Origin of the sequence: Rossellomorea sp. NPDC077527 (genome assembly GCF_044542955.1) — a bacterium.
GTDB classification, from domain to species: domain Bacteria; phylum Bacillota; class Bacilli; order Bacillales; family Bacillaceae_B; genus Rossellomorea; species Rossellomorea aquimaris_E.
The window spans coordinates 272,366-292,944 of sequence record NZ_JBITVL010000005.1 but is presented as its reverse complement, the minus strand read 5'-3'; the positions used below and the strand labels follow the sequence as shown (position 1 = coordinate 292,944).

The following is a 20,579-nucleotide window of genomic DNA, read 5'->3' as shown; positions in this document are numbered from 1 at the left end:
AAAGACGTCTATTGACGCCTCTTGTTGTGTGACATGATTAATCGTTAACCTAGAATGGCTTCGCATCATTATCGGTTGCTTCTTTGGAAGCGACGATCACGAGTTTCCCTTTATCGAGTTCCTCTTCATAGGCATCTGCCTCAGCCTGGTTCAACCCGACGGACTTCATTTTCGAACGCAATTCATCTCCGCGGCTATTGAAGAGGTTCCCCATGGATTCAATGATCCCCTGTTCTTTCACACCAGTGGATTCTGTGTCGGTTGCCTCTGTGATATGTTTGGAGCGGTGTTTGTCATGTGCAAACACATAGATGTCATCTTTGGAGTAGCCATCATTTGTGAACACTTCAATTTCTCTTTTTGCCTCTACCACATTCTCAGCTGTTTGTACTTTATACATGTTCATTCCCTCCAATTTTTATGTCTTGACCCTTCTTTTCCCGGTTTTGTCAAAATCAAACTTTCCATAATATAGAAGCAATTTAGATAGAATAATTGTTTCCAAGATTCTACATTATTTCCTATAATAGAAGGGAGGATGGTGGAAAATTTGACAAGTCAATACAAAAAAATACAAGAGATGGAAGCGATTCTGGCGGATTTGAAAGCAACTGAAAGAGAAACAGGTGCCTCCTTGGCATATGACAATAGAAGCAGAAGGCGTATGGGGGTGACCAGATCGCTTATGATCATCTGGAAGAGGAGAGCGGCGCTGATCCTCCTGGTCCTAGCACTATTGGCCGGAGGGGCTACGATAGGGATCTATTCATGGTTATCGGGTTCTACGTTTACAGAAGAGAAGGGGTCGTTTGTCGAACGGATTCAGGAGATGAGCTCATTGGCTACAGCCCAGGGGTTTGTGAAAGCCGTGATCGAGCAGGAAGATAATCAACTGTTCGGGAAGGAAATCAATGCGGATATCCCAGGGACAAAACGGAAGCTTCTGATGGTCGTACCCGGAACGGTCCTCGCAGGGGTGGATTTACAAGAGATCAATGACGGGGATATAGTAGTGAATGAAGAGAAGAAGGAAATCGAGCTTACCCTTCCACATGCTGATATCCTTCAGGAGCCGTCGATTGATACGGACAACATCAAGACGTTTTCTGTAGAAGGAATTTTTCGAAACGATGTGGATTGGAATGAAGGATTTGCCCTAGCAGAAGTGGCAAAGGATCAAATCAGTCAGGAAGCCATCGAACAGGGCATCCTTCAAGCTGCTGAGAAAAACGCTGAAAAATCATTAAAGGGTTTCTTTGAACAATTAGGTTACGACATTAAGATTAAGTTTCAAAACTAGAAAGGGTGTCTGTTCGTGTCAGCAATTTTTCAAAATGATTGGGACCATGTCCTAAAGGATGAACTCCACAAGGAATACTACCGAAACTTAAGAGAATGGCTGAAACGGGAATATGGAACGAACACCACATATCCTCCCATGCACGATATCTTCAACGCTTTTCACTACACAGCCTATGAGGACGTGAAGGTCGTCTTATTGGGACAAGATCCATACCATGGACCGAATCAGGCAGAAGGTTTAAGCTTCTCTGTGAAAAAGGGGATGAAGATCCCTCCGTCATTGCGGAACATGTATAAGGAGCTTCATGAGGATTTGGGCTGTACGGTTCCCGCTCATGGTTCACTCGTAAAATGGGCGGAACAGGGCGTCCTTTTATTGAATACAGTGCTGACTGTACAGGATGGCAAGGCCCACTCCCACAGAGGGAAGGGGTGGGAACAGTTCACCGATCAAGTCATTTCTATTTTGAATGAACGGGACAAGCCGATGGTGTTTATGCTGTGGGGGAAACCGGCCCAGGCGAAGCAGTCCCTCATCAATTCATCCAGGCATTACATCGTGACGGCGCCACATCCAAGTCCGTTATCAGCTCACAGGGGATTCTTCGGGAGCAAACCGTATTCCAAAGCGAACGGGTTTCTGCGTGAACAAGGGATGGCTGAGATCGACTGGTGTATAAAGTAGCGATGTTTCACGTGAAACACTCCGGGGAGGAAAGCTGTGTGAAAAAGGAAGGTAGGATCAATTGCTTCCAGTGTCACTATTTTTATACGACGTGGGAGCAGGCACATCCCAGAGGTTGCAAAGGGTACGGCTTTAAATCGAAAGCCATGCCTTCACAGGTGGTGTTTCAATCCTCGGGAAGTCCCTGTATGAAATTCAGGCCGAAACAATGATGATATTTGCGAAATCCTTCAATAAGAATTAGGATAAAGACGTACATACTGTATGAAAGATCTTGTGGAAGGAGTCAACAAGCGTGAATATCCCACATCAATCATTAATCAAAAAAATCGAACATGAACTCGGGAAAGCGAAGTCTGCAGAAAAGTCCCAGCAGATCCGCGAACATGTGTATTCAATAAAAGCACTATGTGAAGTACTGTTGGAGGAAAACAATGGGGTTTCTGCCCAACCGACGTACTCACAACCCCAGCAAACCTATTTCCAAGAATCCCAGCCGGTTCAGAAGCCTGTGACCATCCAGAAGGAAGAGCCCCTTGAAACGGACGATGGGGCCAACGGCAATTCACTATTTGACTTTTAGTCTAGGAGGATCATCATGAAAACATTTATCATTATCGGAGCCATCAACGCCTTTTTATCCGTTGCGTTAGGAGCGTTCGGTGCCCACGCATTACAAGGAAAGATTTCAGAGAAATACATTGATATATGGAATACCGGGGTTCTTTATCAGATGTTCCATGCCATCGGAATCATCATTGTCGGGGTTCTGATGGGAAATGTCACCCCTACATCCCTGCTTTCCTGGTCAGGGTGGCTGATGCTGATCGGAACGATTCTCTTCTCGGGAAGCCTTTACGTACTGAGTATCTCAGGCGTTAAAGTGCTAGGGGCGATTACACCACTTGGTGGAGTCAGCTTCCTCGCAGCCTGGATCCTTCTCATTATTTTTGCGGCAAAGACCTTATAAACATGAAAATACCCTGTAAGGAAGTTGATTTCCTTACAGGGTATTTTTTTATCGTTGGGAGTATCCTTGCATCGAACCGCCTGCACCATAGGGGTACTCATATTCAATTTCTTCATCGAATGTAATGTAATCTAAGTAAATCATCGGAATGAGGTACCGTGTCCCGGTTTGTGGATCGCTCAGGATAAGATGATCCCGGCCAGCGGCTTCAATGATTCCTTTAAATACTTTGGCATTCCACTCCTTATTGTTTTCAAAAGTCGCATACACCGTCGCTACTTTTCCTTTGTTCAATCTGAGAATATTCTCGATATACGATTCTTCGATCGGAAGCATGCCCGGAACATTCTGGGATGGTGCAGGAGCATTTGTCGGTGAAGGGATTTGATAATTCCCACCACCTTGCTGCTGGGGATAATATTGCCCCTGACCTTGCCCCCCGCCGTAATACTGACCATAAGGATTATAGGCAGATTGATTATACCCTTGCATATAAGGGTTTGATTGTTGGTTCGCCAAACCGAATACCTCCTTTGAATGAACTTAATATACTTTCGGGCAATCACCTTTAGTGGGTTGATAGAAACAGTGGGATTTGAATCGTCCCGAGTTGGACTGGTTATACCACTTGGCAGGGCAATTGCCGGCGGGTTTAAAGAACCAAAGGGAATAAGACGCAGGGTGGTACCTGCCACCTTTAATGGTCTTCCGCGCCAAATCGATTTCCTTTTGCCTGGCCCGTTGATAAAAGTAACCTTTCTGGGTTGCTTCGAATCCACCAGGACTTTGAAACACCATATCCTGTAGATTCGCTAACTTCTTGAAGTCAAGGCAATCCGATCGAACCCGGTTCACCCCGACGTTCCCTACCATCAGCATACCTTGCTGTCCTTCACCCTCGGCTTCAGCCCTCATCAGTCGAGCAAGGAGCTTCACTTCCTTCTCGTTATAAGGAATAACAGCCATCTTCCCACCTCACTTTAGAAGATGCTATGTCTCACTATTTCATGTCTATGTAGGGGGGGATTAATATATTCGTGTGTTTTTTGGAGAAGCAGGGTTCTTTTTAAAGTCTCTTCTCGCAAAGATTTTTCGTTATTCTTACACAGACTATGATCCTGCATATGCTCTGTCACCTGAGTCTTTGCCCGAGGGTGAAGGGAACTGCTCCGCTTTCCACGGACGTTCGGCCGAGCCTCCTCAGCACAGTTCGCTTCCGGGGTCTCGGCACGCCCGTTTTCCGTAGGAGTCTACGCAGTTCCCTTCATCCTCTAAAGTTGCAAGTGTTGACAGAGCTAAATGGTTAATAAAAAACCAGTAATAATAAAGATCAATAGTATAGTAGCTATAATCGATCCTGCGTCCAAGAAAATGACTTGCTTGTATAATTCTTACATTTACACGGTAACACTGAAGCATTTATGCTTGGACAGTTGATTGGAGCGGAAGGTACTCGACTCCTGCGGGATACGCTGGACAGAACGAAAAGCGGAGGCGGCTTGCTCAGGCCCGACAAGCATAAGATGAATGGGCTGGGAAGGCGTATTTTGCCTTCTTGGCCCATTTAGCTTATGACCTCGAGGGCCTAGCCGCCAGAGCTGGATCTTGAGACCCCACAGGGCGAAGCCCGAGGAGGCTCACCGCCAGCCCCGCGGAAAGCGAGTACCTGGAGCGGAAATCAACCACCTCTCGCTACAATAAAAAGCAATGTTTACGAGGGAAATAGCCTTTTAAAAATAAAAAACGACAAGCTGTAGGCAGCTTGTCGTTCTATTTATATTTAATTCACATGAAGGAATTTTTCGATCGCTTCTTCTTTCAACAAGTTTCCTACGTAGAAGGCACCGAATTCTCCGAAGCGCGCACTTACTTCATCAAAACGCATTTCGTATACAAGCTTTTTGAATTGAAGCACATCATCAGCGAATAGAGTGACACCCCACTCATAATCGTCAAAACCAACGGATCCCGTGATGATCTGTTTCACTTTTCCTGCGTACTGGCGGCCAATCATCCCATGACTTCTCATCATGTCACGACGTTCTTCCATCGGCAGCATGTACCAGTTATCATTGCCCTGGCGGCGCTTGTCCATTGGGTAGAAGCAGATGTGGTTCGCTTTCGGTAGGATTGGGTAGATACGCTCCTGTACATATGGATTCTCGTAAGGGTCGCCTTCTGAAGGCATGTAGTTGCCAAGTTCCACTACAGAAACATAAGAGAATGTCGGAATCGTGAATTCAGCAATTTTCAGCTTGTTGAATTCTGTTTCAAGCTCATTTAATTCCTCCATTGTCGGACGAAGGATCATTAGCATGAAGTCCGCCTTTTGCCCAACAATCGTGTAGAGGGCATGACTTCCTTCTTTCGCATCCTGTGTACTGTTTAATCCATCTAAGAAACGGTGGAATTCTGAAATCGCCGAAGCTCTTTCTTCACTCGGAAGCATCTTCCATGAAGTCCAGTCCATCGCGCGAAAATCATGCAGGGAATACCAACCATCTAATGTTTGTGCCGGTTCTGCCAACGTAATCACTCCTTAAAGTACTATTTCCAACTTTACTATATCATAGTTTGACCTTAGAGGAAGATAACAAAACCCGATGTCGCTAAAATGGCACAAATCGTGGATAACAGGGGGATTTCTGGAACACACTATCCTAGGTAGCATGCTTATGAGTATGAAAGAACGGGTAAAGCAGAAAAGGAATTGTTAGAATACAAAGACTTTTAGTGTGAAACCGATAACATTTCTCCTTTTCCTTGAATTCCTATATGAGAAGAGTATTCTAAGATTGGATATGTATAAATCAAGGAGGTTCCTCTATTGAGCAACTTATTTACCACATTAACAGATAAAGTAAAAGGCAAAGAGTTAAAAATCGTTTTCCCTGAAGGAACGGATGAGCGTATTCTTACTGCTGCATCCCGTCTGGCAAGCGACGGCATCCTGACGCCGATCGTTGTTGGAAACGTAGACGAGGTAAACGCACAAGCTGACAAGATTGGTGTAAAGCTTGACGGATGTGACGTCGTAGACCCTGCTTCTTTCCCTGGCATGGACGAGCTTGTAAAAGCATTCGTAGAGCGTCGTAAAGGAAAGGCGACTGAAGAAGACGCGAAGAAAATCCTATTGGATGGAAACTACTTCGGAACAATGCTTGTCTACACAGGACAAGCCCACGGTCTAGTAAGCGGAGCGGCTCATTCAACGGCAGATACGGTTCGCCCTGCTCTTCAGATCATCAAAACAAAAGAAGGTGTAAGGAAAACGTCCGGTGTTTTCATCATGGTACGTGAAGACGAGAAGTATGTATTCGCTGACTGTGCCATCAACATTTCACCTGACAGCCAGGATCTTGCAGAAATCGCGATTGAAAGCGCGAAAACAGCTGAAATGTTCGACATCGACCCACGCGTTGCGATGTTGAGCTTCTCTACAAAAGGTTCGGCAAAATCACCTGAAACGGAAAAAGTGGTGGAAGCTGTTTCTGTCGCAAAAGAAAAAGCACCTGAACTGACTGTTGACGGAGAATTCCAATTCGACGCTGCCTTCGTTCCATCGGTTGCAGAGAAGAAAGCACCTGGTGCCGACATCCAAGGGAACGCCAACGTATTCGTATTCCCAAGCCTTGAAGCAGGAAACATCGGATACAAAATAGCCCAACGCCTAGGAAACTTCGAAGCAGTAGGCCCGATCCTTCAAGGATTGAACGCACCTGTGAACGATCTTTCACGCGGTTGTAACGAAGAAGACGTGTATAAGCTTGCATTGATTACGGCTGCTCAGGCGCTGTAAGGTATATGATGTGTATGACCGGGTCCTTATAGGGGTCCGGTTTTTTGTTTGCCTGTTGGAGTTTTTATTTTTGACAGGTAAAGAATGAGGGATATTCAACTGTAAAAAAACCTTAGATTTTAACAGGCAAACCAGAAGCGAACCCTTGGATTGTCCACCCCCTTTTTCAGCAACCCCCATTCATATGGTATAATGAGCTCGCATGTTGTCAGTGAAGGAGAAGCGTTATGGATAAGGAAAAAGCGTATGCACTGCTTCGTCAAGACCGATGGAGAGTGATTGATCAATCAAGTTTAGGACCGATGTTTGGGGCCCTGCAGTCGTTTGCCATGGATGATACATTATGTACGGCAATTGGAGCAGGTCAGTCTGACCCGACGGCACGCTCGTGGGTCCATCATCAAACGGTTGTATTAGGTATTCAAGATACGAAGCTGCCGTTCCTTTCTGATGCCTTAAAGGGATTGGAAGAGGCAGGCTATCAATATATTGTACGAAACTCAGGTGGGTTAGCAGTAGTATTGGATGAAGGGGTACTGAACCTATCATTGGTGTTCCCGGATTCTGAAAAGGGGATAGACATTAACCGTGGCTATGATGCCATGTGGTTACTCGTTCAGGATATGTTCAAGGATTTCGACGTGGAGATCGAAGCGAAGGAGATCACACAGTCTTACTGTCCAGGCAGCTATGATCTCAGTATCAATGACCAGAAGTTCGCAGGGATCTCCCAGCGGAGAATCCGGAACGGGGTAGCTGTTCAGGTGTACCTCTGTGTGGGCGGAAGCGGTTCTGAACGGGCAAAGCTGATCCAGCGATTTTATGGGACCGGGTTGAAGGATGGGGAGACGAAGTTTACGTTTCCTGTTATTGAACCCGATGTGATGGCATCTTTATCGGAGCTACTTGGAGTCGAATTCTCGATTCAAGACGTGATGCTCCGCTTCCTGCAATCGTTGAAAGGGTTCAGTGGTGAATTTTACAGCAGTGCCCTTCAGGGGGAAGAGTATGGGATGTACGAGAATTATTATCAACGGGTTGTTGATCGGAATGAGAAAGTGTTGGGATAGATTGGGAGAGTTGGACTTCGGTTTGTATCGGGGTCCGTTTTTTTTATTGGGTGAAAATGGTAAAAAGCGCAATAAATAAAATAATGACGCAATCATGGTTGATTTCGACGCAATAAATTCAGAATTGACGCAATTACCCCGGATTTTGACGCAATAAAAATTAAAATGACGCAATCGCCGTTTATACTAGCCCCTCCATGAACCAAAACTCCGCTCTAAAGCATCTAATATACAGTTAAAATAGGTTTTAGGTAACTGTTTTGAACCAAAATGGACAAACTTTAAGTTTTGTAGAAAAAGATTCTATATCCATTCACCAATCCCAATAAAAAACCAGCACGCCCACAGGCGCACTGGGTGGGAATCCCTCTATTCAGCCACTTTTTCTAAATTGCCGTTTCGGTCCATCTTAAAACGGGGTGCCTTTGACTCGTCTTCATCGAATACGACAAGCTTTCTGGCACGGTTCATGATTTGCATCAGTGTTTCGTAGTCTTCCTGCATCGTGACGGAATTATTCTCAAGGGCTTTGACTTTCTTTTCAAGCTCGGCATTTTCCTTGCGGATATCGGAAATTTCCTGCCTTAATCGTTGGTTTTCGATTTTTACATAGTCTGAGTTCATGTTGGTCTGTGCCAGATTCTGAAGGAAGGCAATGACTTTTTCGAGTGTCACTTCCCCTTTTAATCCGGATGGCTTTACTATATGGTTAGCGGCAGGTGCCTGTTGTGTGACGAAGACTTGCTCCTCGCTTGCTTCCACTTCAAAATTCTGCGGCGCTTCTTCGGTTTCTTTCCCCAGCTGTTCTGTTGCCGGTACGTAGTTTTCGTAATCGGCGAATTCCATTTCTTCTTCGGCTTCAGACATTGATAGAGACATAGCATCTAAATCTTCAATGGAAGGTGTTGGTGGCTGATACAGCAATTTTTTCTTGCCGCCTTGATCTTTTCCGAGAATGCGGTGGCGCTGCTTGCGTTGTTTTTTTGCTAGTTGAAGAGCTTTCTCGTACTGGTGGCGAACGACGGCGTTCCAGCGGAATCCACATGCAGCGGATGTGCGGTTCAGCTTGTCTCCGACTTCTTCAAAGGCATTTAATTGTGTGCTGCCTTCACGTACATGGCGTAAAACCGTTTCGGCTAATAATAGATCGTTTTCTTCTGTCCAGGCATCCTGTCTTGTTTTCATCATCATTTCATCTCAACTCCCAAAGTTTTCTTAAAGTATTCGTTGATTAAAGGATGGACCATTTTCACCGTTTTTATACGAATATGCTAAAATTATTTTCTGTCTGCTAGTTTCGTTGTATCAGTGGACTTATCACGAGCTGGAAACGATGTGTTCTTGCAAAACATGACAGAAAACTGTATTCTATAAATCGATGTTTACGATGAATAAAATCCATTTCAATAGATAGAAAGGGTTGTGGACAGATGGCAAACGAATTTCGTGTTTGCGATGATTGTCAGGCCGTTAACTTAAAGACCTTGATTCCAAAATTGAAAGAAATTGACCCGGATGCACCGATCGACATTGCGTGCCAATCTTATTGTGGTCCAGGGCGCAAGAAGACATTCGCTTTTGTGAATAATCGTCCTGTAGCGGCGTTGACTGAGGAAGAACTAATGGAAAAAGTAATGAAGAAAATAAAGAAATAAAGGGAAACTTCCAATCAGGGAGTTTTTTCTTTTCTTTAAAAAAATATAGGTTTGCACCATCACAGAAAAGGAAACTGGTTAAGGGGTAGAGAATTAAAATAGGAGAGGTTTTTTGTCAAGCGGCCAACTTTTTTTGAAGGATTTGGAACGCTTGTGGTTGATCAATCAAAGGCCAAATACCTATTTTTTTCGACAAAATTCGAGATGAAGACCAGGACGTAAGTCGCTATAATAGAAATATGCTAGTTTAGGAAGAGGGTAGAAGATGGAGTATGCCAAGCAGAAATTACATGAAGAAAAAGTATTTAAAGACCCTGTTCACCGGTATGTTCATGTAAGGGATCGTGTGATTTGGGATTTGATCGGGACAAAAGAATTCCAGCGACTCCGCAGGATCAGGCAGCTCGGCACCACCTACCTGACCTTTCACGGTGCAGAGCATAGCCGGTTCAACCATTCTCTTGGCGTGTATGAAATCATTCGCCGAATCGTGGACGATGTCTTCGCAGGGAGACCCGAGTGGAACCAGGATGAGCGATTATTATCCCTTTGTGCCGCGTTATTGCATGATCTCGGCCACGGACCGTTTTCCCACTCCTTTGAAAAGGTGTTTCACCTCGATCACGAACACTTCACCCAAGCGATCATTCTCGGGGATACCGAAGTGAATGCAGTGCTGAGCAAAGTGGAGCCGGATTTTCCGAAGCATGTGGCGGAAGTGATTGCGAAGACGTACAGCAACAAGTTGGTCGTGAGCCTGATTTCAAGCCAGATCGACGCCGACCGAATGGATTATTTGCAGCGTGATGCCTATTTTACAGGGGTAAGTTACGGTCATTTCGACATGGAGAGGATTCTTCGTGTCATGAGGCCCCGTGAGGATCAGGTCGTCATCAAGCAAAGCGGGATGCATGCTGTGGAAGACTACATCATGAGCCGTTATCAGATGTACTGGCAGGTGTATTTCCATCCCGTGACGAGAAGTGCTGAAGTAATCCTGACGAAGATTCTACATAGGGCGAAGGAGCTTCATGAAGCGTTTTATTCCTTTAAACAAAGTCCGATTCATTTCTACTCCCTGTTTGAGGGAGAAGTGTCACTTCAGGACTATTTAAAGCTGGATGAAGCGGTCATCATGTATTATTTTCAAATTTGGCAGGAAGAAGAAGACCCGATTTTGCGGGACCTGTGCGAGCGGTTCATGAACCGGAACTTGTTTAAGTACGTGGAGTTCGATCCTGCGAAGGAATACAAGAAGCACAGTGAACTCGAAGCCCTCTTTAAAAAGGCGGGAATCGATCCCGATTATTACCTTGTGGTGGACTCATCTTCAGACCTTCCATACGATTTTTACAGGCCGGGCGAGGAAGAGGAACGTCTCCCGATTCATCTGTTAATGAAGAATGAGGAGCTGCGCGAATTGTCCAGGCAGTCGGACATCGTGGATTCCATTTCCGGAAAGCGCCGGACTGACCACAAATTATACTATCCAGTGGATTTACTATATGACGAATCAACAAAGAAGAATATTAAGAGACAGATAAGGAAGATCTTGGAGCTGTAAACGACGCAGGCAAAGAGGATCTAAAATATGCAATACTAGGAGTAGGAGATGACGTACATTGTTGAAAGATCATGCCAAACTGATGAGTGCCTTCTTAGCCTCGGGTGAAGTGGTGGGAAGGAAGAAGCTTCAGAAGATGATATTCATCGCCAAGAAGCTTGAATTCCCGTTTCAGGAAAAATTTCAATTTCATTTTTATGGACCGTATTCGGAAGAATTGACGCTTCGGGTCGAGGAACTCTGCAATATGGGATTTATCTCGGAAGTGAAAGAGAAAAAGGGCGGGTACTACCAATACCGTTACACCGTCACGAAAGAAGGGGAAGACTTCCTGCAGATTTATGAGAAGGAAATGCCTAACTTAAAGGATTGCCTCACGGATATGAACGTTCAATCAGCACGCTTTCTTGAACTGGTTTCAACCGTCTTATATTTTGATAACCTTCCAAAAGAAGAAGTCGTGGAAAAAGTATTCACTCTCAAGAGTAAGCAGAAATATACAGAAGAAGAAATCGACGAAGCCTTCACGTACATCGAAGGATTGAAAACGAAAAAAATCGTTCAGTAGAGAACGTTCTTATATGATAGGAAAGGGGATCGCCTGTTTTGGGGCGATCCCCTTCTAACATTATTTTGGAGTCTGATCCATTCTTTCAATGATCCGATCAAGCTTTTCTTCGATTTGTTTGTCTTGTTTTCGCTGCTGGATTCTTCGATTACGTAACCCTTTCGCCATCACAAAAGCAACTACCACTATGGCTAAAAGGAAAGCCATCATGAACAACTGGATGATGACATCGCCGATCTGAAAGTCCATTTCACTCCATCCTTTCCATACGTGTATGGTATATCGTATTCTTCAGATGCAAAAGGTACCCATTTTTTCTAATTGAAATAGGCTTCACAAAAGCGGATGAATGGAGTTTTTATTCAATAACAAAGAAGAGTACATTCATATAGGTGTAGAGTTTCGTGTGAGGGCTGCGGTTGGTAAAGTGAAGCCTGCCTGGACAGCAGGCAGGCTTATGGGCGTATTATTGATCGCTGAGTCTCTTGCCTCCGACGGCATAGTGACCTTTCGTCATTTCCTCGATGAACACCACGATTTTCTCTTCAGGTGCACCGGTTGTTTCGCTGACAGCTTCTGTTACTTTTTCCACGAGGGCACGCTTTTGTTCTTCAGAACGGCCTTCGAGCATTTTTACGGTGATATAAGGCATTATGATTCGCTCCTAGGGTTTGGATTTGGTACAATCTGTGGTAGGCTCGTACGATTCTGTCCACTATTTAAATGTAATGGGTAGGGAGTCAGAGAGCAAGTTTGGTATGATGAAAACAGGAATTGTCATGAATGCAGGGATTTTTCTGTATACTATGGAATAAGGAAGTAAAACATTTTTTAAAGGAGTACATACTTTGGATACAATAAGCTCACTTTTTGAGTCGATTTCCGTCTTCCGTCTGGAGGACCTTCCGTTTGTCGTGATCTCTCTCGTCATGGCCTTTACGGTCCATGAGTTCGCCCATGCCTTTGTGGCATATAAATTCGGGGATACGACAGCGAAGGATCAGGGAAGACTCACATTAAACCCGATTCAACATTTGGACCCGTTTGGGACCCTTTTAATATTGATTGCAGGATTTGGATGGGCGCGCCCTGTGCCGGTCATGAGAAACAGATTTAAAAATCCGCGCCTGGCGGGAGTGCTCGTTTCCGTTGCCGGACCCTTAAGCAATTTCCTGCTGGCATTTTTGGCATTCGGATTATTTTACTTTTTTGTTGTAGTGACGGGTGGTGTCGGTGTGCCTCCGTTTATCATTGATCTTCTGCAGATGATCGTTTACTTGAATGTATTGCTGTTCGTCTTTAATTTACTGCCATTCCCTCCCCTGGATGGGTACCGGATCATTGAGGATCTGGCCCCGAATCATATCAGGGCGAAATTGACCCAATACGAGCAATACGGTGTATTACTCTTTTTGATCATTGTCATCACCCCACTGGATGAATATACGATCTGGCCATTGTTGCAAGGCGGCATGACCGCGACGAACCAGGCATTCAGTACGATATTCAAGACGATATTTTCAATCTTTAGCTAGAGGAGTGACGTTACATGGAAAAGAAAAAGAACATAGGATTCAATATCATCAAAAGTGATCCCACAGACGGGCACGGCGGTTACGGAGTAGGGTCATTGAGCCTTGATAATGTTTCGCCTGTCATGATTGATGTCGAAGAAGGGGAAGCGACAATCGAAGTCGGAGCCATGCATGCGAGAAGCCCGATCGAAAAAGGAATCAAATTCACGAACAACCGGGAAGACTCGGCTGGCGGTAAGCCGTACTGGCTGATCTGGGTGACCATCGACCGCATGGAAGACGGCCCTTACTATGCAGGCGTAACGGCCTGTGAACTGGTCGTGAACCGAGAGAAGCGAAGAGGCTACAAGTCCATGCCTGAACATGTGAACAATATGGATAAATCCATCAAGCGCAAAATCGTCCTCGATCAACTGGACGACAAGTCAAAAGGCATTTTGACAGACTTCCTGAAAAATCATGATGCAGGCATGTGGGAACGTTCCAAAGATGAACTGAAGGAAGCGTTAAAAAAATAAAGAAATCCTTTTGTGAACAAACTGTGACATTTGTTTGAATATGTCGTTCACATCTTGCCCTCTGGTAAGAAAAAAAGTACACTTAAATCACAGTTTGCACATAAACTAGGACATGAAAGACCCCGGGTTCGCACAAACCCGGGGTTTTTCTTTGTGTTTTGATGGTATACAGCAGGAATTGGGGACGTGAATTGGGATTGTTGCGGCAGATTGGGCCGAAGTTGCGGTACTTTTCAGGTTTGTTGCGGCAGTTTTAGGCCTGGTTGCGGCGCTTTTTGGTAAACTTGCGGCAAAAGTGGCGTCGTTGTGCTACTTTTCGGGAGACTTGTGCCACTTTCGGCTAAACTCGTGTCAAACTTTGATCTGCGGCTTTTCGAGGTGTTCAGCTCCGGCGTTCCCGCCTTATGCTTGTCGGGCCTACCCAAGCCGCCTCCGCTTTTCAAGTTGTCCAGCTCCAGGGGCTTGGGGCTCGAGGTCATAAGCCGAGTAACCCAAAAAGGCAAAGAACGCCTTTCCGGGTTACTCGTCTTATGCTTGTCGCCCCAGTGCAAGCCCCTTCCGCTTTTCGAATTGTCCAGCTCCGGCGGCTAGTCCCTCGAGGTCATAAGTCAAGAACGCCAAAAAGGCAAAGAGCGCCTTTCCGGCGTTCTCGCCTTATGCTTGTCGGGCCTGCCCAAGCCGCCTCCGCTTTTCAAGTTGTCCAGCTCCAGGGGCTTGGGGCTCGAGGTCATAAGACGAGTAACCCAAAAAGGCAAAGAACGCCTTTATGGGTTACTCGTCTTATGCTTGTCGCCCCAGTGCAAGCCCCTTCCGCTTTTCTTTTAAAAAATCCAATCCTTCATTTTCTCATACCAAGATTTCTTCTCCTTCTCCGGCGCCTTTTCTTTCGGAGCTTCTTTTTCACCCAAATGTTCATGACAGTATTCCGTCGGCTCGGTACCTTTCACGAAGTAGGTGAACCGCTGCACCGGGCAGTCTTTCGTGGCGAGCAGACCGTTGTGTGGGTTCACGGCAACTCCGACGACACCTTTTGTTGGTTTGAAGTGTTTGACGGGTTCATCCTTCAGGGCTTCTTCCATGAAGTGTACCCAAATTTTCTTGGCATAGTACTTATCATCGACCAAGGAGATTTCTTTTTCTTTGTCGTATCCCGTCCACACACCCGCTGTCAGTTGAGGGGAGTAGCCGATCATCCAGTTGTCTGTATTGGTCGTGCCTGATTTCCCTGCGTAGGGACGGGTGGCGTCTTTGCGGATCTGGATCCCTGTGACGGTTGAGTAATCATTGAGCTTAGGATCGAATATCCCCGACAGCATATGGGTCATGACATAGGTGAGATCGGGGTCGAGTACCTGTTCTTTTTTCGATTTATGTTCGTAGATGACGTTGCCGGACCAGTCTTCCACCTTTGTGATGAAGACGGGCTTCACCTTGTATCCGCCGTTGGCAAAGATGCTGTAGGCGTTGACCATATCGATGACTCTTGCACCGGATGTCCCGAGTGCCGATGACGGGTATTTCTTCACTTTCGTCGTTAACCCGAATTTCTCTTTTGCCGTCTTGGTCAAGGTGTCCTGGCCGATGAAGAGGTGGGTCTTTACGGCGTAGACGTTATCGGACAGGGCGATCGCCTGTGCCAACGTGATGTCATCATCTGCGTATTTATTGTTGTAATTATGAGGGGTGTACGTTTTCCCGTCATCGAACGTGAAGGACGTCAATTCGCTCTTCATCGTGGTGGACGGCGTAAACCCCTGCTTTAAAGCAGAATAGTAGAGAATCGGCTTGATGGTCGATCCAGGCTGGCGGATCGCTTGCACAGCGCGGTTAAATGGACTTTCCTCGTAATTCCTTCCTCCGACCAGAGCCGTCACGTACCCATTTTTCGGATTCATGGAGACGAATCCAAGCTGGATATCAGATTGGTCTGAAATCTGTTCCTTCACAACTTTCTCGGCGACTTTTTGATGATCGGGGTTGAGGGTCGTGTAAACCTTCAATCCGCCCATCTCGATGGTACGTTCTTCAATGCCTAAATCGGAACGCAGGATGCTTCTTACCACATCTTGAAAGTACGGGGCGATTTCCGTCTTTTGATGGGCATGCTCCCCTATAATGCGAATCTGTGCCGCTTTGGAAACGGCTTCTTGTTCTTTAGATATGAAACCGTCCTTGGACATGGATGTTAGGATGAGTTCCTGTCGCTTCTTGGCATTATCCATGTGGGTCACAGGTGAATAGTAGGACGGAGCTTTCGGGATCCCGGCGAGCATGGCCGCTTCCGAAACGGACAATTGATTTGCATCCTTTCCGAAATAAAACTGACTGGCTGCCTGGACCCCATATGCGCCGTGACCATAATAGATGGTATTTAAGTAGCCTTCTAGAATGTCTTTCTTGGAGTAGTTCATTTCGATCCGGATCGTGTAGAGGGCCTCCGAAATCTTTCTCTTCCACGTTTTATCATGTGAAAGAAATAGATTGCGAGCGTATTGCTGAGAAATGGTACTGGCTCCCTGCACCTTGGACATGGCTTTGACGTCGGCTAGGGCGGCCCCTGCCATCCGCTTCAGGTCAAATCCGTAGTGCTGGTAGAAGCTTTTGTCTTCAATGGAGATGGTCGCTTCAATAAGTGCAGGGGAAATGTCTTTAAGTCCCACCCAGTAGCGCTTCTCTCCTGTATTCGTTTCTCCTATGACGGAACCGTCTTCACTGTAGATCAAAGTAGATTGAGGAACGGCAAGGGGCGGGGGCCCCTGGACCTTGGCGTAAATCAATATCCCCATGATTCCGATCAAAAAGAGGACCGTCATCGAGAGCACCCCGGCCACTACAAATCTCGCATATTTCTTTGACTTCTCCATTCGAGTCATCAGTTCCATACCTCTCCCTACTTTCCCTACAGAGGTCCGCCAACATTGAGGGACGGACCTTGGATTTTTTATATTGGTCAACTCGTTTATACTGATTAACGTGTAGTATTAGTATGAAAAGATTTACGAGATTTTAAACCTCAAAGGTTTAGAAAAAATTTCACTTGAAATTTTGCTAGATTCCACTATACTTTTTCTCATGTTTGTATTTATCATGATAGGGAAGGATAAAAATGACGTCCTTTGCGGATGTTTTTATAAATAGGAGTAAAGCCCGTTCTGTCAGGCTTTCGCTTAACTTTGTCCTGATATGAATGTGTGAAAACTCAAACTAGTGGTATATGATTTTGACAGCGAAGATTGACCTCTGCTGGAAAAAACGATAAAAAAATGAAAACAAGAAGGGAAGTTGAAACAATGAGTGGACTTTGGTACACAGAGAAACAAACAGAAAACTTCGGGATCACGATGAAAATCAAGAAGACTTTACATACAGAGCAAACGGATTTTCAATATCTTGAAATGGCTGAAACAGAAGAGTGGGGCAATATGCTGTTCCTTGACGGGATGGTCATGACGAGCCAGAAGGATGAGTTCGTTTATCATGAAATGGTTGCGCATGTTCCATTATTCACGCATCCTAACCCTGAGAAGGTATTGGTTGTCGGCGGTGGAGACGGTGGCGTCATCCGTGAAGTATTGAAGCACCCAAGCGTGAAGAAAGCGGTTCTTGTTGAAATCGACGGAAAAGTGATCGAGTACTCGAAGAAGTATCTTCCGGAGATCGCCGGAGAACTAGAAAACGAGCGCGTGGATGTACAAGTGGACGATGGCTTCATGCACATCGCGAAAAGTGAAAACGAATATGACGTTATCATGGTTGATTCCACTGAGCCGGTTGGACCAGCAGTAAACCTGTTTACAAAAGGATTCTACGCAGGAATCTCGAAAGCATTGAAAGAAGACGGAATCTTCGTTGCTCAATGTGACAACCCATGGTTCAAGGCAGACCTTATCCGCCAGGTACAAAGCGACGTGAAGGAAATCTTCCCGATCACTCGCCTGTACACAGCAAATATCCCGACATACCCAAGCGGCCTATGGGCATTCACGATCGGTTCCAAAAAGCACGACCCGATTGAAGTACCGGAAGAGCGTTTCCACGACATCGAAACCAAATACTACACACCGGAACTGCACAACGCAGCATTCGCCCTGCCTAAATTCGTTAAAGACCTGACAAAATAAGTTTGAGGGACGGACCTCAAATTTTAAGGTGAAATCCTATAATATCAAGGAGGGACGGGCCTGAACCAAGGTCCGTCCCTCTAATAGAGAGGTTGAAGAATATGCGTTTTGATGAGGCTTATTCAGGTAATGTGTTTATTAAGAGTCATCCTTCTTATGAGGATAGCCAGGTAGTCCTTTACGGGATGCCGATGGATTGGACAGTGAGCTACCGTCCGGGTTCCCGTTTCGGTCCTGCCCGTATCCGCGAAGTGTCGATCGGTCTTGAAGAGTACAGTGCGTACCTCGACCGTGAGCTTGAAGAAGTGAAGTATTATGACGCCGGTGACATTCCGCTTCCATTCGGAAACCCGCAGCGAAGCATTGATATGATTGAAGATTATATCGACGGCCTGCTTAGAGATGGGAAGATCCCATTCGGAATGGGTGGGGAGCACCTGGTTTCATGGCCGGTTATGAAAGCCATCGCAAAGAAATATCCGGACCTTGCGATCATCCATATGGACGCTCACACGGATCTTCGTGAAGAATACGAAGGGGAACCGTTATCCCACTCGACTCCGATCCGTAAGATCGCTGAGCATATCGGACCGAAGAACGTTTATTCATTCGGGATCCGTTCCGGAATGAAAGAAGAATTCCAATGGGCGAAAGAAAACGGCATGCACATTTCGAAATTCGAAGTGCTTGAGCCATTGAAGGAGATCCTTCCTCAGCTTGCAGGACGTCCTGTCTATGTGACGATCGATATTGACGTATTGGACCCTGCCCACGCGCCTGGTACAGGAACTGTGGATTGCGGTGGAATCACTTCGAAGGAATTACTGGCATCCATCCATGCAATTGCTCATTCTGACGTCAATGTCGTAGGAGCAGACCTTGTGGAAGTAGCGCCAATCTATGATCCATCTGAGCAAACAGCGAATACGGCCAGTAAGCTGATCCGTGAAATGCTTCTTGGTTGGGTGAAATAATAACCATTAAAAGCCCTTTCTATTTGACAGAAAGGGCTTTTCTTTTATACTATACGTTTAAAGTTTTAAACATATAAACCAACTAGAGGGACGGACCTCTTGTATAAAAAAGAAAGAAGGATGATCATATGAATCCATCAACCGTGCTTGTAACCGGCGGAACAGGTTTTGTAGCCTCCTGGCTCGTGAAAGAATTGCTCGAACAAGGTCACGACGTGAGAACGACCGTCCGCAGCCTGCAAAAAGAAGAAAAATACCAGCATCTAAAAGACATTGAATATTCGACTCCAGGAACATTGACCATTTACGAAGCAGACCTTTTAAAGGAAGGCAGCTTCGATCAAGCCGTCGATGGCTCGGAGTACGTTTTCCATACCGCGTCACCCTTTCTCATCAACGGCATCAAAGACCCTGAAAAAGAACTGGTGGAGCCGGCAAAAAAAGGAACGCAAAACGTGTTAACCTCAGTAAATAAGGCAGAGTCCGTCAAGCGTGTCGTCCTGACCAGCAGCGTCGTGGCGATCTTCGGGGACCACATCGATATGAAAGGGAAGCCACATTTCACAGAAGAGGATTGGAATACGACGAGCTCAACGGATCATCAGCCTTACAATTACTCCAAAACTGTGGCAGAAAAAGAAGCATGGAAGATGATGAAAGCTCAGGACCGCTGGGATCTTGTTACCATTAATCCTTCCTTTGTCATGGGTCCTGCCCTGACAAAACGGACGGACTCGACAAGCACATCTACGATTCTATCGTTTCTGACCGGTGGCTTTAAGACCGGGGTGCCGGATCTCGCAACAGGAGTAGTGGACGTAAGGGACATCGCGAAAGCCCATATGCTTGCAGCATTCACCCCTGAAGCCAAAGGACGCTACATCCTTTCAGGCGGGGAAATCACGTTCATCGAAATCGCGAAGCTGATTGAAAAGAACTTCCCTAACGAGTATCCCCTTCCGACCAGGGTCGTTCCTAAGCCTCTCATCTGGCTGATCGCTCCCACAGTGGGCCTTACACGACCATATGTAAGCAAAAACGTAGGATTCCCGGTCAAATTTGATACGAAGAAAAGCATCGGGGAGCTCGGGATGACCTATAGAAGTCTCGAAACGACATTCACAGATCAGGTGAACCAAATGAAACGGGACGGCCTCATAAAAAAATAGAGATCTAGAAAGAGCCTTGCCTTCCATGAAGTCGAGGCTCTTTCCCATAAATCCGCTTACATTCCCTCCAAAAAATGAAAACTCACCCTGTTCCATTGCAATTTCCCCCAATACTTCTTATACTTAATTAGTTAGAAGGAAGGGACGTCCATTCGAGGGACGGACCCATCACTTGATCGGACCCTAAAAAGAAAAGGATGTGAGTGGTTTGACGGCAAAAGCGGATTCTACACCTGTCAAAGTTCACTTGAAAACCAAGATCACAATAGGAGAGGAAAGTGACTCTTTTGAATTGGTATCATTTGGTCGATACTATGAAAAAGGGGATGCCATTTTTCTAAAGTACGATGAGGTGCAAGAGGAAGGGACCACTCATACGATTGTCAAAGTCACAGATCGACAGGCCCTCATTCTCAGAAGCGGTGCAGTCAAAATGAGAATGGCCTTCAACGAACTCGAGGAACAGAACGGATCTTACGAGAGCCAGCTCGGTACCCTCTTACTTACAACTAAAACGAACACACTTTCACATACACAGAGTGACTCGAAGCTTGAAGGGAACTTCAACCTTTCATACGAGTTAAAGATGCAGGACAGCCCGGTTGGGGATTATGTTATGTCCATTCACTATAAGGAGGAAGCATAGGGA

General features: G+C 45.8%; 23 protein-coding genes. 15 read left to right on the top strand and 8 right to left on the bottom strand.

The features are described 5' to 3' along the window. Positions 1–49: 49 nt before the first annotated feature. Entirely contained in the window at positions 50–400 is a 351-nt protein-coding gene (locus ACIGG7_RS18340) for a YflT domain-containing protein (RefSeq protein ID WP_397550576.1), read from the bottom strand. 141 nt (positions 401–541) lie between these two features. On the opposite strand from ACIGG7_RS18340, the gene ACIGG7_RS18335 reads away from it, so the two are divergent. The 4 genes from ACIGG7_RS18335 (at position 542) to ACIGG7_RS18320 (ending at position 2,957) form a co-directional block, all read left to right on the top strand. Beyond that, positions 542–1,300, top strand: coding sequence for a DUF4230 domain-containing protein (locus ACIGG7_RS18335; protein ID WP_397550669.1), 759 nt, complete (start codon positions 542–544; stop codon positions 1,298–1,300). 15 nt (positions 1,301–1,315) lie between these two features. Then, positions 1,316–1,987 carry a uracil-DNA glycosylase gene (locus tag ACIGG7_RS18330; RefSeq protein ID WP_397550575.1) on the top strand — a complete coding sequence of 224 codons (672 nt, stop codon included), beginning with the start codon at positions 1,316–1,318 and terminating at the stop codon, positions 1,985–1,987. Positions 1,988–2,282: 295 nt separating this feature from the next. Beyond that, on the top strand, positions 2,283–2,570 hold the full coding sequence (locus ACIGG7_RS18325) for a YwdI family protein (protein ID WP_397550574.1): 288 nt from the start codon (positions 2,283–2,285) through the stop codon (positions 2,568–2,570). 15 nt (positions 2,571–2,585) lie between these two features. After that, on the top strand, positions 2,586–2,957 hold the full coding sequence (locus tag ACIGG7_RS18320) for a DUF423 domain-containing protein (RefSeq protein ID WP_224944076.1): 372 nt from the start codon (positions 2,586–2,588) through the stop codon (positions 2,955–2,957). A gap of 48 nt (positions 2,958–3,005) precedes the next feature. Here ACIGG7_RS18320 and gerQ read toward each other — a convergent pair whose 3' ends face one another. From gerQ to hemQ, 3 genes are all read right to left on the bottom strand, one after another. Then, the gene (gerQ, locus tag ACIGG7_RS18315; protein ID WP_224944522.1) at positions 3,006–3,449 is read right to left on the bottom strand and encodes a spore coat protein GerQ; all 444 of its coding nucleotides are present in this window, start codon (positions 3,447–3,449) and stop codon (positions 3,006–3,008) included. Between the two features lie 51 nt (positions 3,450–3,500). Further along, entirely contained in the window at positions 3,501–3,923 is a 423-nt protein-coding gene (locus ACIGG7_RS18310) for a cell wall hydrolase (RefSeq protein ID WP_397550573.1), read from the bottom strand. Positions 3,924–4,737: 814 nt separating this feature from the next. Then, positions 4,738–5,484, bottom strand: coding sequence for a hydrogen peroxide-dependent heme synthase (gene hemQ / locus ACIGG7_RS18305; RefSeq protein WP_224944071.1), 747 nt, complete (start codon positions 5,482–5,484; stop codon positions 4,738–4,740). Between the two features lie 300 nt (positions 5,485–5,784). On the opposite strand from hemQ, the gene pta reads away from it, so the two are divergent. Beyond that, positions 5,785–6,756, top strand: coding sequence for a phosphate acetyltransferase (pta, locus tag ACIGG7_RS18300; RefSeq protein WP_397550572.1), 972 nt, complete (start codon positions 5,785–5,787; stop codon positions 6,754–6,756). Positions 6,757–6,983: 227 nt separating this feature from the next. Further along, the gene (lipL, locus tag ACIGG7_RS18295) at positions 6,984–7,826 is read left to right on the top strand and encodes an octanoyl-[GcvH]:protein N-octanoyltransferase (protein ID WP_397550571.1); all 843 of its coding nucleotides are present in this window, start codon (positions 6,984–6,986) and stop codon (positions 7,824–7,826) included. Positions 7,827–8,195: 369 nt separating this feature from the next. On the opposite strand, the gene ACIGG7_RS18290 is transcribed toward lipL, so the two are convergent. Beyond that, on the bottom strand, positions 8,196–9,011 hold the full coding sequence (locus ACIGG7_RS18290) for an RsfA family transcriptional regulator (RefSeq protein ID WP_318246446.1): 816 nt from the start codon (positions 9,009–9,011) through the stop codon (positions 8,196–8,198). Between the two features lie 245 nt (positions 9,012–9,256). Here ACIGG7_RS18290 and ACIGG7_RS18285 point away from each other — a divergent pair, with 245 nt between their 5' ends. The 3 genes from ACIGG7_RS18285 (at position 9,257) to ACIGG7_RS18275 (ending at position 11,613) form a co-directional block, all read left to right on the top strand. Further along, positions 9,257–9,481 carry a YuzB family protein gene (locus ACIGG7_RS18285; protein WP_224944066.1) on the top strand — a complete coding sequence of 75 codons (225 nt, stop codon included), beginning with the start codon at positions 9,257–9,259 and terminating at the stop codon, positions 9,479–9,481. Positions 9,482–9,746: 265 nt separating this feature from the next. Continuing rightward, positions 9,747–11,045 (top strand): HD domain-containing protein, encoded by a 1,299-nt coding sequence (locus tag ACIGG7_RS18280; protein WP_397550570.1) that lies wholly within the window; start codon positions 9,747–9,749, stop codon positions 11,043–11,045. Positions 11,046–11,103: 58 nt separating this feature from the next. Further along, the gene (locus ACIGG7_RS18275) at positions 11,104–11,613 is read left to right on the top strand and encodes a YwgA family protein (protein ID WP_224944064.1); all 510 of its coding nucleotides are present in this window, start codon (positions 11,104–11,106) and stop codon (positions 11,611–11,613) included. A 60-nt stretch (positions 11,614–11,673) separates the two neighbouring features. Here ACIGG7_RS18275 and ACIGG7_RS18270 read toward each other — a convergent pair whose 3' ends face one another. Together ACIGG7_RS18270 and ACIGG7_RS18265 are read right to left on the bottom strand one after the other, a co-directional pair. Then, a complete protein-coding gene (locus tag ACIGG7_RS18270) occupies positions 11,674–11,862 on the bottom strand; it encodes a Vpu (protein ID WP_224944062.1) in 189 nt (62 codons plus the stop codon). 217 nt (positions 11,863–12,079) lie between these two features. After that, positions 12,080–12,265, bottom strand: coding sequence for a 2-hydroxymuconate tautomerase (locus ACIGG7_RS18265; protein ID WP_034765056.1), 186 nt, complete (start codon positions 12,263–12,265; stop codon positions 12,080–12,082). A 277-nt stretch (positions 12,266–12,542) separates the two neighbouring features. Here ACIGG7_RS18265 and ACIGG7_RS18260 point away from each other — a divergent pair, with 277 nt between their 5' ends. Beyond that, complete coding sequence (locus ACIGG7_RS18260; RefSeq protein ID WP_397550668.1) at positions 12,543–13,148, top strand: site-2 protease family protein; 606 nt, start codon at positions 12,543–12,545, stop codon at positions 13,146–13,148. A 14-nt stretch (positions 13,149–13,162) separates the two neighbouring features. After that, positions 13,163–13,666, top strand: a complete 504-nt coding sequence (locus tag ACIGG7_RS18255) for a YwhD family protein (protein WP_397550569.1) — start codon at positions 13,163–13,165, stop codon at positions 13,664–13,666. An 821-nt stretch (positions 13,667–14,487) separates the two neighbouring features. Here the strand turns inward: ACIGG7_RS18255 and ACIGG7_RS18250 are convergent. Continuing rightward, positions 14,488–16,548: a transglycosylase domain-containing protein gene (locus ACIGG7_RS18250; RefSeq protein ID WP_397550568.1), complete on the bottom strand. Its 2,061-nt coding sequence runs from the start codon at positions 16,546–16,548 to the stop codon at positions 14,488–14,490. Positions 16,549–16,956: 408 nt separating this feature from the next. Here ACIGG7_RS18250 and speE point away from each other — a divergent pair, with 408 nt between their 5' ends. The 4 genes from speE (at position 16,957) to ACIGG7_RS18230 (ending at position 20,576) form a co-directional block, all read left to right on the top strand. Beyond that, positions 16,957–17,787 (top strand): spermidine synthase, encoded by an 831-nt coding sequence (gene speE, locus ACIGG7_RS18245; RefSeq protein WP_224944055.1) that lies wholly within the window; start codon positions 16,957–16,959, stop codon positions 17,785–17,787. 101 nt (positions 17,788–17,888) lie between these two features. Next, positions 17,889–18,761, top strand: coding sequence for an agmatinase (gene speB, locus ACIGG7_RS18240; RefSeq protein ID WP_397550567.1), 873 nt, complete (start codon positions 17,889–17,891; stop codon positions 18,759–18,761). Positions 18,762–18,889: 128 nt separating this feature from the next. After that, complete coding sequence (locus ACIGG7_RS18235) at positions 18,890–19,930, top strand: SDR family oxidoreductase (protein ID WP_397550566.1); 1,041 nt, start codon at positions 18,890–18,892, stop codon at positions 19,928–19,930. A gap of 208 nt (positions 19,931–20,138) precedes the next feature. After that, positions 20,139–20,576: a YwiB family protein gene (locus tag ACIGG7_RS18230; RefSeq protein WP_224944043.1), complete on the top strand. Its 438-nt coding sequence runs from the start codon at positions 20,139–20,141 to the stop codon at positions 20,574–20,576. Positions 20,577–20,579: the final 3 nt, after the last annotated feature.

Excerpts from the sequence above, each read along its gene's own strand:
- ACIGG7_RS18340 (WP_397550576.1), bottom strand. The coding sequence starts at position 400 with ATGTATAAAGTACAAACAGCTGAGAATGTGGTAGAGGCAAAAAGAGAA.
- ACIGG7_RS18320 (WP_224944076.1), top strand. The coding sequence starts at position 2,586 with ATGAAAACATTTATCATTATCGGAGCCATCAACGCCTTTTTATCCGTT.
- gerQ (WP_224944522.1), bottom strand. The coding sequence starts at position 3,449 with ATGCAAGGGTATAATCAATCTGCCTATAATCCTTATGGTCAGTATTAC.
- ACIGG7_RS18310 (WP_397550573.1), bottom strand. The coding sequence starts at position 3,923 with ATGGCTGTTATTCCTTATAACGAGAAGGAAGTGAAGCTCCTTGCTCGA.
- lipL (WP_397550571.1), top strand. The coding sequence starts at position 6,984 with ATGGATAAGGAAAAAGCGTATGCACTGCTTCGTCAAGACCGATGGAGA.
- ACIGG7_RS18290 (WP_318246446.1), bottom strand. The coding sequence starts at position 9,011 with ATGAAAACAAGACAGGATGCCTGGACAGAAGAAAACGATCTATTATTA.
- ACIGG7_RS18285 (WP_224944066.1), top strand. The coding sequence starts at position 9,257 with ATGGCAAACGAATTTCGTGTTTGCGATGATTGTCAGGCCGTTAACTTA.
- ACIGG7_RS18280 (WP_397550570.1), top strand. The coding sequence starts at position 9,747 with ATGGAGTATGCCAAGCAGAAATTACATGAAGAAAAAGTATTTAAAGAC.
- ACIGG7_RS18270 (WP_224944062.1), bottom strand. The coding sequence starts at position 11,862 with ATGGACTTTCAGATCGGCGATGTCATCATCCAGTTGTTCATGATGGCT.
- ACIGG7_RS18265 (WP_034765056.1), bottom strand. The coding sequence starts at position 12,265 with ATGCCTTATATCACCGTAAAAATGCTCGAAGGCCGTTCTGAAGAACAA.
- ACIGG7_RS18260 (WP_397550668.1), top strand. The coding sequence starts at position 12,543 with ATGGCCTTTACGGTCCATGAGTTCGCCCATGCCTTTGTGGCATATAAA.
- ACIGG7_RS18255 (WP_397550569.1), top strand. The coding sequence starts at position 13,163 with ATGGAAAAGAAAAAGAACATAGGATTCAATATCATCAAAAGTGATCCC.
- ACIGG7_RS18250 (WP_397550568.1), bottom strand. The coding sequence starts at position 16,548 with ATGGAACTGATGACTCGAATGGAGAAGTCAAAGAAATATGCGAGATTT.
- speE (WP_224944055.1), top strand. The coding sequence starts at position 16,957 with ATGAGTGGACTTTGGTACACAGAGAAACAAACAGAAAACTTCGGGATC.
- speB (WP_397550567.1), top strand. The coding sequence starts at position 17,889 with ATGCGTTTTGATGAGGCTTATTCAGGTAATGTGTTTATTAAGAGTCAT.
- ACIGG7_RS18235 (WP_397550566.1), top strand. The coding sequence starts at position 18,890 with ATGAATCCATCAACCGTGCTTGTAACCGGCGGAACAGGTTTTGTAGCC.